Source organism: Pseudomonas sp. SID14000 (assembly GCF_002165135.1).
Taxonomy (GTDB): Bacteria; Pseudomonadota; Gammaproteobacteria; order Pseudomonadales; family Pseudomonadaceae; genus Aquipseudomonas.
The window spans coordinates 295,597-307,612 of the sequence record NZ_NFZQ01000006.1 but is presented as its reverse complement, the minus strand read 5'-3'; the positions used below and the strand labels follow the sequence as shown (position 1 = coordinate 307,612).

Here is a 12,016-nt window from a genome sequence, read left to right as displayed (position 1 = left end):
GACCTCATTGGCTTCTTCGCGGGCTCGCCCGCTCCCACAGGGATCGCATAGCTGCTGAAACCTGTGCAGTACCTGTGGGAGCGGGCAAGCCCGCGAAGAATCCGACACCGATGACCTTGTTTCATTCCGGAGTACTGCACATGAGCAATGAAAAGTACGAAAAAGGCCTGCAGATCCGCACCCAGGTGCTGGGCGAGGACTACGTCAACCGCTCGATCCAGAACGCCGACGACTTCACCAGGCCGTTGCAGGAACTGGTCACCGAATACTGCTGGGGCCACGTCTGGGGCCGCGAAGGCTTGTCGCTCAAAGAGCGCAGCATGATAAACTTGGCCATGATTTCCGCGCTCAACCGGCCCCACGAGCTCAAACTGCACATTCGCGGCGCCCTGCGTAATGGCCTGAGCCGTGAACAGATTCGCGAGATCCTGCTCCAGGTCGGCATTTATTGCGGCGTGCCCGCGGCGGTGGACAGCTTCCGCCTGGCCCGCGAAGCGTTCGCTGAAGCCGATGCGGAGTCAACCCGTTAACACCGGGCTGTTCGAACCCACGCAAGGAGCACCCAAGGTTCGTGGTGCTATTGCGGTTGCGGCCGGGCAGCCTCTTTAAGAGCGCACTTGATGAAACGCCAGCCACTCGACGACAGCTTCAAGGTCAACCGTAACCCCGTCACCCTGCGCGAAATCGTGCTCGACAAGTTGCGCGCCGCGATCATGAACTTCCACTTGCTGCCAGGCGACCGCCTGGTCGAGCGCGACCTCTGTGATCGCCTCGGCGTCAGCCGCACCTCGGTGCGTGAAGCCCTGCGCCACCTGGAATCCGAAGGCCTGGTGGAATTCGCCGACGCCAAAGGGCCGCGCGTGGCCATCATCACCCTGGAAGACGCCCGCGACATCTACGAGCTGCGCTGCGTGCTCGAAGGCCTGATCGTGCAACTGTTCACCCTCAACGCCAAGGCCAAGGACATCCGTGCCCTGGAGCGCGCGCTGGAGGTCAACCGCGAAGCCCTTGCAGAAGGCGAGCTGCAACAGGTGCTGGACTCGGTACAAGGTTTCTACGATGTGCTGCTGGAAGGCTCCGGCAATCAGGTGGCGGCCCAGCAGCTGCGCCAGTTGCAGGCGCGCATCAGCTACCTGCGCGCCACCTCGGTGTCGCAGGAGAACCGACGTGGCGCCAGCAACCGCGAAATGGAAAAGATCGTCGAGGCGATCAAGAGCGGCGACCCGCTGTTGGCCCACCAGGCTTCGGTCGACCACGTCCGCGCCGCTGCCAAGGTGGCCCTGGACTACCTGCGCCAGAAGCAGGATGACAACGTCAAGGTGCGCGAGATGGTCGAGCCCCTGGCCTTGAAGGACCCACGCATATAAGCCACCCACAGGCCACCGATCATGCCCAACGCCCCGCGCTACTGCCCGCACTGCACCACGGAACTGGCCCGGGGCGTTCCCACAGGCGACACCCACGAACGCCTGCACTGCACAGGCTGCGGCTACATCCACTACATCAACCCGAAAATCATCGCCGGCTGCATCATCGAACGTGATGGCAAGTACCTGCTGTGCCAGCGCGCCATTCCGCCGCGCCCCGGCACCTGGACCCTGCCGGCCGGGTTCATGGAAGCGGGCGAGACCACCGAACAGGCGGCCCTGCGCGAGGTCTGGGAAGAAAGCGGCGTACGTGCCGAAATCGTCTCGCCGTACTCGATCTTCAGCGTCCCGAGGATCAGTGAGGTGTACATCATCTTCCGCGCCATCGCCACCGAAGAAACCGGGCAGTACGGGACGGAAACACAGGCATACAGGTTCTTCGAGCCGGACGAGATCCCATGGGACGAAATCTACTACCCGGCAATCCGGCAGATTCTCGAGCGCTATATCCTCGAGCGGCAGGCCGGGGTTTATGGCATCTACGTGGGCAATGACGACACTGGCAAGGTGCACTTCATTCGCTAGCCTGGGCCGGCCTCTTCGCGGGTGAACCCGCTCCCACAGGGATAGCACTTTGCTCCAGGTGTGTACCTTACCTGTGGGAGCGGATTTATCCGCGAAGGGGCCGGTTCAGCCACCAAAAATTCTCGCCAAACGTCTATTCTGGATGCACCCTTAAGGCCTTACGCAAAAGGACCAGCAGAGCACATGGCAAAATGGCTAGACGGCGGCGGGCTGATGGCCGAGCGCATCCGCAACCACGATTGGGCTGCCACCCCGCTGGGCCCGCTGCAGCACTGGCCCGACCCGCTGAAGACCAGCCTGGCCCTGTGCCTGGCCTCGCGCTTCCCACAAGCAGTGCTTTGGGGCCCTGACCTGCTCACCCTGCACAACGACGCTTTCTCGCAGATTCTCGGGAAAAAGCCCTCAGCCCTGGGCATCCCCTTCAGCGCCGTCTGGCAGGAAGCCTGGGCCGACATCGGCCACATGGCCAACCGCGCCCTGGCCGGCGAGGCTGTGTACATCGAAGACTTCCCGCTCACCATCGAGCGCAACGGCAGCCCAGAACGGGCCTATTTCACCTTCTGCTACAGCCCCATCCGCGACCATGATGGCAAGGTGCTTGGCATGCTCGACACAGTCACCGAAACCACCGCCAGCGTGCTCGCCAACCAGCGCCTGAACTTCCTCGACGACCTGGGCCGTGCCGTGGCCGACGCCACCGACCCGGACCAGATCCTCGCCACTACCACGCGCATGCTGGTCGAGCACCTGCAACTGTCGAGTTGCGCCTACGCGGTGATGGAGCCCGACGAAGACGGCTTCACCATCTGCGGCGATGCCGTGGCACCCGGCTCGCCGCATCTTTTGGGCCAATATCGGCTGCACGATTTCGGCGAGCTGGCGCTCAGCCGCCTGCGCAGTGGCCAGGCCTTGGTGATTCATGACAACCTGAGCGAGCTGCCCGCAGAGGAAGCCGCCACCTTCCAGGCAATCGGCATCACCGCAACCATCTGCATGCCTCTGATCAAGGGCGGCCGGCTGACCGCACTGATGGCCATTCACGACAAGGTGCCACGAGAGTGGACCCACTATGAACAGGCGCTGATCGGCGAAGTCACCGAGCGCTCCTGGGCGCATATCCAGCGGGTGCAGGCCCACGCCGAAGTGCGCGAGGCCATGGCGACACTGGAAGCGCTGAATGCCACCCTCGAACAGCGCGTGGACGAGCGCACCACCCAACTGCTGCACACCGAGGCCGTGCTGCGCCAGACCCAGAAGCTCGAAGCCATCGGCCAGCTGACCGGCGGCGTGGCCCATGATTTCAACAACCTGCTTACCATCATTCGCTCGTCACTGCACTTTCTGCAGCGCCCCAACCTAGACGCAACGCGCCGCGAACGCTACCTCAAGACCATGTCCGACACCGTCGATCGCGGTACCAGGCTGACCGGTCAATTGCTGGCCTTCGCCCGCCGCCAGGCCCTGAGCCCGCAAGTGTTCGAGGCCGGGCCACGGCTGGAAGCCATGGCCGACATGCTCGACACCGCCACAGGTGCGCGGATCCAGGTCGAGCTGCAGCTGCCGCAGGCGCCTTGCCATATCCGTGCCGACCTCAACCAGCTGGAAACCGCGGTAATCAACCTGATGCTCAACGGCCGCGATGCCATGGCCGGCGAAGGCACCTTGCAACTGCGCCTGCAGGCCGACCAGCGCCTACCGGCCCTGCGCGGCCAGGCGCCACAGCCGGGGCCATTCGCGGCGATTTCAGTGAGCGACAGTGGGGTCGGCATTGCCGCCGAACTGCTGGAGCGCATCTTCGACCCGTTCTTCACCACCAAGGCACCGGGTGAAGGCACTGGGCTCGGGCTGTCGCAGGTGTTCGGTTTTGCCAAGCAGTCCGGGGGCGATGTACAGGTGGACAGTGTCTTGGGCCAGGGCACTACCTTCACTTTGTACCTGCCCCAGGTACCGCCGCCTGCTGGCTAGGCGATCAACGCCGCCCTTCGGCCAGCATGCGCACGGCCAGGCCCGCCAGCACCGTGCCCATCAGCCAGCGCTGAACCTGCTGCCACACAGGGCGACCGGCGAGGAACACGGCGATCGATCCGGCCATGATCGCGATCAGTGCATTGACCGAAACGCTGATGGCGATCTGCGTCGAACCCAGCACCAGCGGAGGCCAATGCATTCAACCCATTTGGCCGGCGATCAAGCCCAGCGCCACCGTGATCATCGCCACCCCCGACACCCGCCCGACCAGTTTCGCCGCCCCCGGTCGAGTGCTCAGCACCGCTTTGGCGCCATAACCGACCAGCGAGTAGATCACCAGCGAGCTGCACAGGTGCACCAGGCCCAACAGCAAGATCTGCAACGGTACCGGCCAGCTCGATTGCGGGTCGGTAAACTGCGGCAACAGGGCCAGGAACAGCAGGAACACTTTCGGGTTAAGGCCACTGACGCAAAACCCCTTCAATGCCCAGCGCGACCCCGACTCCCCCGCACCATCCTGCCCGGCCGCCGGCAATGCCGGGCTCAGCAACAGGTTGCCACCCAGCCACAACAGGTAGCTACACCCCGCCAGGGTCAGCAAGGTCAACGCAAGCGGATGGCCGGCCAGCAAGCTGCCGACCCCGGCTGCCACCACCAGGGTTGCGAGGAAATGCCCCGACAACATCCCCGCCACCGCGGGCATCACCCAGCGCCCACGCATGCCGGCCGAAATGGCATAGGCCCAATCCGCGCCCGGGGTAATCACGAATAGCATCGACACGGCCCAGAACGCCGTCAGAACACTGAGAGCCACTTGAATCTTCCTTTTTCCACTGCGTTGGGATGACGAAAGATTACGGATTCCGTCGAGGGATTTTCTTTCGTATATTCCTCAGCAACCCCAGATGACTGGAAGATTCTTCTCAATGGACAGGACTGATCGAAAAATTCTTGCCGAACTGCAAAAAGACGGTCGGCTATCGGTGACCGAGTTGTCCGACCGTGTGGGGCTTAGCCTGTCGCCCTGCCATCGGCGCTTGAAGGCACTGGAGGAATCCGGCGCGATTCTTGGCTATCACGCCCGCTTGGCGCCGAGCGCCCTGGGGCTGAACTTTGCCGCGCTGGTGTTCGTGACCCTGCGCGAAGTCACCCGCCAGCCGGTAGCGGACTTCGAGGCAGCGCTGGCCGAGATCCCGCAGATCGTCGAGGCGCAGCGACTGTTTGGCGACCCGGATTACCTGCTGCATGTGGTGGCCAAGGATTTGCCGGCGTTCCAGAAGCTGTATGACGAGCAGCTGACCAGCATTCCCAATGTGAAGCGGTTGAGTTCGACCCTGGTGATGAAAGAGGTGATTCAGGATCGGTTGTTGCCGATGTAGGTGTTTCCTTCAGTGCCGGCCCTTTTGCGGGTAAATCCGCTTCCACCCCGACCGCATTGACATCAAGTCATGCCCGTACCTGTGGGAGCGGGTTCACCCGCGAAAGGGCCGGTACAGGCCACCTTTTCATCTGCCCTGCAAACACGCACGGCGCACCACCAAAGCACACCCCTTCTCACCGACACAAGGCCAAAACCCTCTAGCCCAGGCCCTCCCGCCCCCTGGCACCCTCTTTGCTTCCGTCCCCCGCTTAACCTTTTGTCAGCCTTAGGTTTTTTAAGGCTTATGGGTACATATTTACTAATTTCTCGTTATCCCCGCACCCCGCATCATCGCTCCAACAAGAACGCGTCGCCCTTCGCCGGCACGCCCCCGGGCAGCTCCCGATGCCCTACCTTGCCTTGGAGTCAGTCATGACCAGTGCAGCCAATTCGGCCCCCCTCATAGAAAAACACACGATCGGCTACGTGCCCCCGCAAGACCGCCATGGAAAGGTAAGGGATCTGTTCACACTGTGGTTCGGCGGCAACATCGCGCCGCTACCCATCGTCACAGGCGCGCTCGGCGTGCAACTGTTCCACCTGAACCTGGTATGGGGAATCGTCGCCATCCTGGTCGGCCACCTGGTCGGTGGCGTACTGATGGCGCTGCACTCGGCCCAGGGCCCGCAGATGGGCATCCCGCAGATGATCCAGAGCCGCGCCCAGTTCGGCTCGCTCGGTGCGCTGCTGGTGGTGGTGATCGCCGGGGTCATGTACATCGGCTTCTTCGCCTCCAACATCGTCCTCGCCGGCAAATCGCTGCACGGTGTGGTCGATGCCGTGCCGGTACCGGTGGGCATCGTCATCGGTGCGCTGGGCTCGGGCATCATCGGCATCATCGGCTACCGCTTCATCCACGTGCTCAACCGCATCGGCACCTGGGTGCTGGGTATCGGCATCGTGGTCGGCTTCGGCTACATCTTCAGCCACGTGCAGAGCGACGACTTCCTCACTCGCGGCGGCTTCAACCTGGCCGGCTGGCTGGCCACCGTGTCGCTGGCGGCGCTGTGGCAGATCGCCTTTGCGCCCTACGTGTCGGACTACTCGCGCTACCTGCCGGCCGACGTGAAGGTCAGCTCGACGTTCTGGGCTACCTACCTGGGCTCGGCCCTGGGTTCGAGCCTGTCGTTCATCTTCGGCGCCGTGGCGGTGCTGGCGATCCCGGCCGGCATGGACACCATGGACGCGGTCAAGCTGGCCACCGGTACCCTCGGCCCGATCATGCTGGTGCTGTTCCTGCTCAGCGTGATCAGCCACAACGCCCTTAACCTGTATGGCGCAGTGCTGTCGATCATCACCCTGGTGCAAACCTTCGCCCACCGCTGGATCCCCACCGCCAAGAGCCGCGCCGTACTGTCGCTGGCAGTGCTGACGGCCTGCTGCGTGGTGGCGGTGTTCGCCTCGGCGGACTTCATCGGTCATTTCGTCGACATGGTGCTGGTACTGCTGGTGGTGCTGGTGCCGTGGACGGCGATCAACCTGATCGACTTCTATGCCATTCACAAGGGCGACTACGATATCCAGTCGATCTTCCAGGTCGATGGCGGCATCTATGGGCGCTACAACCCGCAGGCGCTGATCGCCTATGCCGTGGGCATCGTGGTGCAGATCCCGTTCATGAACACGCCACTGTATGTCGGGCCGATTTCCGAACATATCAGCGGGGCTGACCTGTCGTGGCTGGTGGGGCTGGCGGTTACCTCGCCGCTGTACTGGTGGCTTGCCAGCCGGGACAGTGCCTACCGTCGCCGGCAGATGAGTGCCAAGGTAGCCATGGGGCACTGATTCACGACGGCAGGTATAGACGACTAAGCCCCCTCAGGCAGCAGACTGCGATCAAACATGAACGCCCGCTCCCCCTGCGGGGTGTACTGATACAACTGCTGCGGCCGGCCCAGCCGGGGCTGGTTCTTCTCCCCGGTATCCCTTACCCATCCCAGCTCGCGCAAGCGTTCCAGGCGTTTGCGCAGCGAGGTGTTGTTCACCGCCTGCCCCAGGCACGCCTGCACCGCCCCCAACGCATCCAGCACGGTAAATTTCTCCGCGAGCAGGTACAGCGGCAGGCTGCTGTACACCGTCTTGGCCGCTAACCGCTCACGGGCGCGCTCTACCAGCAGGTTATGGTCGAACGGCAACAGCACCTTGCGCCCCAACACACTGTCCAAATCGAAAAACGCCAGTTGCTCACCCTCGACCTGCTGTTGCGGGTCGAGCAAGGCCAGGTAATAGGTACTGAGCGACCAACCACGCGGGTCACGGAAGGCATTGCCCTCGGTGCCCACCTGCTCCATGTAGCACGGCACAATTCGGGCTTTTTCACGCAGGGCCCGGTCGGCGGCGCCTTCCAGGCTGGTGTCAGGGGTGCGGCCATTGACGATGACGCCCGGCAAGGCCCACTGGCCGGCATGTGGTTCACGCTCACGACGGTGCAACAACACTTGCAGATGCTGGGCTTCGGGGACCATGCGCAGGGCGACGATATCGACGCTGGCCAGGACTTCGGTGGTACTCACAGGGTGGCTCCGCTCTTGAACGCCTTTATATTTCACCAGGTATTTTAAATAACACAAGACTTGAATACAGGCGAGAAACAAGCTTGACATACTTAATGCACCAGATGAATTATATAGACATTCCAGCGAGGAGCACCGCCATGAAGATCGCCAGTTTCGATGTCGACGCGCAAAACGGCTTCACCGCCAACGTCCCGCAGGAGCTACCCGTCCCCGAAGGCGACGAAATCGCGGCTGATCTCAACACCATGGCATTGCGAGCCGACCTGCGCCTGGGCAGCAAGGACGCCCACCCAGCCAATGCCGCCTGGGTGGTCGCCGACCCCGCGCACATGCTGCAACCCCTGCAACTGGCCAACGCCGACCTGACCTGGGTCAGCCACTGCGTCCCCGGCACACCGGGCTTCGAGTTGCTGCCCGGCCTGCCTGCCCCCATCGACTACGACTATTTCGTGTGGAAAGGCGTCGAGCCCGACCTGCACCCCTACGGCGCCTGCTACCACGACCTGGCCGAGCGTCGCTCGACCGGGGTGATCGAGTACCTCAAGGTGCAGCAGGTGGGCGCGGTGATCGTCGGTGGCCTGGCCCTGGACTATTGCGTCAGGACCACCGCCCGCCAATTGCGCCAGGCCGGCTTCCGGGTGCTGCTGTATCTGCCGGCCTGCCGCGCCCTCACCCAGGCAGGCGCCATCGAGGCGTGTGGCGCCCTGGCTGCCGACGGCGTGATCCTCTGCGGCGACGAAGCCGCGCTCGATTACCAGCTCTCTCTGATCAAGGAAGACCGCCCATGAGCGACAGCGTCTTCGGCCCACGCATCATCCAGAACCTGCTGGACACCGACTTCTACAAGATCACCATGATGCAGGCAGTGCTGCACAACTACCCCAACGCCGAGGTGGAGTGGGAGTTCCGCTGCCGTAACGGCGAGAACCTCGCGCCTTACCTGGCGGAAATCCGTTACCAGGTCGAGCAGTTGGCCGATGTCAGCGTCACTCACGACCAGCTCGCCTACCTGGAGAAGATCCCGTTCATCAAACCGGACTTCATCCGTTTTCTCAGCCTCTTCCGCTTCAACCTGCGCTATGTGCAAGTGGGCCTGGATGACGTCGGGCAACTGGCGATTCGCGTGCGCGGGCCGTGGTTGCATGTGATTCTCTGCGAGATCCCGCTGCTGGCGATCATCAGCGAGGTGCGCAACCGCTACCGGTATCGCGAGGTGGTGATAGAGCAAGTCCGCGAGCGCCTGTATCAGAACCTCGACTGGCTAAAGGCCGAGGCCAGCGCCGATGAACTGGCCGGTTTCCAAGTGGCCGACTTCGGCACCCGGCGGCGCTTCTCCTACCGGGTGCAGGAAGAGGTGGTTCACATTCTCAAACGTGACTTCCCGGGCCGCTTCGTCGGTACCAGCAACGTTCACCTGGCCCGCGAATACCAGCTCAAGCCGATCGGCACCATGGCCCACGAATGGTTCATGGCTCACCAGCAACTCGGCCCGCGCCTGGTCGACAGCCAGGCTGCAGCGCTGGAGTGCTGGGTGCGGGAATACCGTGGGTTGCTGGGCATCGCCCTGACCGACTGCATCACCATGGACGCGTTCCTGGGCGATTTCGACCTGTACTTCGCCAAGCTGTTCGATGGCCTGCGGCACGATTCGGGCGATCCGCTGGCCTGGGCGGAAAAAGCCATTGCCCACTATGAGCGGCTGGGGATCGACCCGAAGAGCAAGACCCTGATCTTTTCCGACGGGCTGGATTTTGCCAAGGCGCTGGGGCTGTACCGGGCACTGCATGAGCGGATCAATGTGAGCTTTGGCATTGGTACCAGACTGACCTGCGATATCCCGGGGGTGGAGCCGATGAACATCGTGATCAAGATGACAGCGTGCAATGGGGCACCGGTTGCAAAGATTTCCGACAGCCCGGGCAAGACACAGTGCCGGGATGAGAACTTCGTGGCCTATCTGAAGCATGTCTTTCAGGTGGATTGAGGCCGGTACCATCAGCCCACCTCTTTCAGGCCAATACACAACTCGAGAAACCGCGCCGCCGCCCGCGACGGGGTGGCTGCATGCGGCACCAGAATGGAAAACCGCCGCACCAACGCCTGCGGCACCACCTGCAACCGCTGCAACGCCCCGTCCTCATGCCGGATCGACATCGCCGACACAAAGCCAATCCCCATCCCGGCCCGCACCGCCTCCTTCACCCCTTCCACCCCGGCAATCTCCAGCGCCACGCGCATCGGCACGCCGCTGCGGGCAAATGCCCGCTCGACGATCTGCCGCACACCCGAGCCGCTCTCACGCAGCACCAACGGGTAGGCGCCCAGCGATGCCAGCGTCTGCTGGTCACTGCCAGCCAACGGATGACCACGCGGAACGATGGCCACGATCTCGTCTTCCCGCCACGCCGTCACCGCCGTGCCCAATGGCAATTCCTGCCCAGGCGGTCCCTCGATCAGGGCGATATCGACGTTGTCCAGCGCAGCGACGATTTCCGCCGTATTGCCGTTGGAAGTGCTCACCAGCACCTCTGGATAGCGGGCATGGAAATCGGCAATCAGATACGGCAGCAGGTAGCTGGCCGGCGTGGTACTGGCGCCAATGCGCAAGGTACCGCGCTCCAGCCCGCGCATGGCCTCGCGCAATGCCACAGCCTGACGGAAGGTTTCTCGCAGGCGCTCGGCATGGGCCAGCAACTGCTCGCCAGCGGCTGTCAGCCGCACACCACGGCCAGCGCGCTGATAGAGGGGCTCGCCAAAGGCCTCCTGCAGCAGTTTGAGCTGGCCAGACACCGCCGGCTGCGACAGGTGCAGGGCCTGGGCTGCATGGCTGATGTTGCCGTGCTCGGCGACGGTGGCAAACGTTATCAGTTGTTCTGGGGTCATGATTGAAAAATATCAGCTAACCGGATATTTGCCATTCTAAATTACGATTTTTTATAAGCTTATAACCAGATTAACGTAAGCCATGTCGAAACATCTTTCCGGAGGACTCACATGGCCACGGTTCCGTCCAACCCCGCCTTTGCGCCTACCCTCTCCACCCGGGGGCGGCTAAATGGCATCCTGTTCGTCGCGCTGTTCGCGCTTGCGGTCACCCAGCTGGCCGCCCTGCCCGCCATCGCCAACCTGGGTATCAGCCCGCTGATCGTCGGTATCGTCGCCGGTGCGCTTTACGGCAATGCACTGCGTGACGGCGTACCGGCTAGCTGGGCGGCGGGTATCAACTTTTCCGCCCGCGGCCTGCTGCGCATTGCCGTGGCCTTCTTCGGCCTGCGGGTAAGCCTGCAGGAAATTGCCGAAGTCGGCTGGTCGGGGCTCATCGTGTCGTTGCTGGTGGTATCCAGCACCCTGCTGATAGGCCTGTGGTGCGGCATGAAGGTCTTCAAGCTGGACCGCGATACCGCCTTGCTGACTGCGGCCGGCAGCGCCATCTGCGGCGCCGCCGCGGTTCTGGCCTTCGAGTCGGCCCTGCGCAGCGCACCGCATAAAAGCGCCATGGCGGTTGGTAGCGTGGTGCTGTTCGGCACCCTGTCGATGTTCCTCTACCCATTGGCGATCAATGCCGGCTGGCTGCACCTGGACACCATGGGCGCCGGGCTGTTCCTGGGTGGCACCATTCACGAAGTGGCCCAGGTGGTCGGTGCGGCCAGCAACGTCAGCCCCGAGGCCACGCATATCGCCACCATCGTCAAGATGACCCGGGTGATGCTGCTGGTACCGGTGCTGCTGGTGGTCGGGCTTTGGATCAGCCGCGCGCGCCTGCCGGGCCAGGCACAGGGCAACGGGCGCATCGCCATGCCCTGGTTCGCCTTCGGCTTCCTCGCGCTGGTGCTGGTGAATTCGCTGCAGGTATTGCCGGGCAGCGTGACGCAGGCGGTCAACAGCCTGGATACCTTTGCCCTGACCATGGCCATGACGGCGCTGGGTATGGAGACGCGCTTCAGCCAGATTCGCCAGGCCGGGCCGCGGGCGCTGGCGACCGGGGCGATTCTCAACCTCTGGCTGGTGTTTGGCGGCGTGGCAATTACCCTTGGCGTGCAGAAACTGTTGGGATGACTTGAGACTGAGTCGCCTGCTTCGCGGGTAAACCCGCTCCCACAGGTATCGCGCTGCTTTCAGAACCTGCGCCGTACCTGTGGGGGCGGGTTTACCCGCGAAGC

General features: G+C 63.1%; 12 protein-coding genes and 1 pseudogene. 9 read left to right on the top strand and 4 right to left on the bottom strand.

Annotated features, from left to right (window positions below; translation table 11 throughout):
* Window positions 1-140: 140 nt before the first annotated feature.
* The 4 genes from CAY82_RS11675 (at window position 141) to CAY82_RS11660 (ending at window position 3,917) form a co-directional block, all read left to right on the top strand.
* A complete protein-coding gene (locus CAY82_RS11675; RefSeq protein ID WP_046617259.1) occupies window positions 141-530 on the top strand; it encodes a carboxymuconolactone decarboxylase family protein in 390 nt (129 codons plus the stop codon).
* A 90-nt stretch (window positions 531-620) separates the two neighbouring features.
* Window positions 621-1,367, top strand: coding sequence for a GntR family transcriptional regulator (locus tag CAY82_RS11670; RefSeq protein ID WP_087501333.1), 747 nt, complete (start codon window positions 621-623; stop codon window positions 1,365-1,367).
* 21 nt (window positions 1,368-1,388) lie between these two features.
* A complete protein-coding gene (locus tag CAY82_RS11665; RefSeq protein WP_087501332.1) occupies window positions 1,389-1,952 on the top strand; it encodes an NUDIX hydrolase in 564 nt (187 codons plus the stop codon).
* A gap of 183 nt (window positions 1,953-2,135) precedes the next feature.
* On the top strand, window positions 2,136-3,917 hold the full coding sequence (locus CAY82_RS11660) for an ATP-binding protein (RefSeq protein ID WP_087501331.1): 1,782 nt from the start codon (window positions 2,136-2,138) through the stop codon (window positions 3,915-3,917).
* A 4-nt stretch (window positions 3,918-3,921) separates the two neighbouring features.
* On the opposite strand, the pseudogene CAY82_RS11655 reads toward CAY82_RS11660, so the two are convergent.
* Window positions 3,922-4,104 (bottom strand): annotated as a pseudogene (locus CAY82_RS11655) (LysE family translocator); the annotation flags it as partial.
* A gap of 15 nt (window positions 4,105-4,119) precedes the next feature.
* The gene (locus CAY82_RS11650) at window positions 4,120-4,734 is read right to left on the bottom strand and encodes a LysE family translocator (protein ID WP_087501330.1); all 615 of its coding nucleotides are present in this window, start codon (window positions 4,732-4,734) and stop codon (window positions 4,120-4,122) included.
* Between the two features lie 112 nt (window positions 4,735-4,846).
* Here CAY82_RS11650 and CAY82_RS11645 point away from each other — a divergent pair, with 112 nt between their 5' ends.
* Together CAY82_RS11645 and CAY82_RS11640 are read left to right on the top strand one after the other, a co-directional pair.
* On the top strand, window positions 4,847-5,299 hold the full coding sequence (locus CAY82_RS11645) for an Lrp/AsnC family transcriptional regulator (RefSeq protein WP_087501329.1): 453 nt from the start codon (window positions 4,847-4,849) through the stop codon (window positions 5,297-5,299).
* Window positions 5,300-5,712: 413 nt separating this feature from the next.
* Entirely contained in the window at window positions 5,713-7,125 is a 1,413-nt protein-coding gene (locus CAY82_RS11640; protein WP_087501328.1) for a cytosine permease, read from the top strand.
* Window positions 7,126-7,148: 23 nt separating this feature from the next.
* On the opposite strand, the gene CAY82_RS11635 is transcribed toward CAY82_RS11640, so the two are convergent.
* Window positions 7,149-7,853 (bottom strand): NUDIX hydrolase, encoded by a 705-nt coding sequence (locus CAY82_RS11635; RefSeq protein ID WP_087501327.1) that lies wholly within the window; start codon window positions 7,851-7,853, stop codon window positions 7,149-7,151.
* Between the two features lie 140 nt (window positions 7,854-7,993).
* On the opposite strand from CAY82_RS11635, the gene CAY82_RS11630 reads away from it, so the two are divergent.
* Both CAY82_RS11630 and pncB read left to right on the top strand, forming a co-directional pair.
* Window positions 7,994-8,644 carry an isochorismatase family protein gene (locus CAY82_RS11630; protein WP_087501326.1) on the top strand — a complete coding sequence of 217 codons (651 nt, stop codon included), beginning with the start codon at window positions 7,994-7,996 and terminating at the stop codon, window positions 8,642-8,644.
* A complete protein-coding gene (pncB, locus tag CAY82_RS11625; RefSeq protein ID WP_087501325.1) occupies window positions 8,641-9,840 on the top strand; it encodes a nicotinate phosphoribosyltransferase in 1,200 nt (399 codons plus the stop codon). Before CAY82_RS11630 ends, pncB begins: the two co-directional genes overlap by 4 nt.
* Before the next feature lie 11 nt (window positions 9,841-9,851).
* Here pncB and CAY82_RS11620 read toward each other — a convergent pair whose 3' ends face one another.
* Window positions 9,852-10,739: a LysR family transcriptional regulator gene (locus tag CAY82_RS11620; RefSeq protein WP_087501324.1), complete on the bottom strand. Its 888-nt coding sequence runs from the start codon at window positions 10,737-10,739 to the stop codon at window positions 9,852-9,854.
* 111 nt (window positions 10,740-10,850) lie between these two features.
* Here CAY82_RS11620 and CAY82_RS11615 point away from each other — a divergent pair, with 111 nt between their 5' ends.
* Window positions 10,851-11,912, top strand: coding sequence for a YeiH family protein (locus tag CAY82_RS11615; protein WP_087501323.1), 1,062 nt, complete (start codon window positions 10,851-10,853; stop codon window positions 11,910-11,912).
* Window positions 11,913-12,016 lie beyond the last annotated feature (104 nt).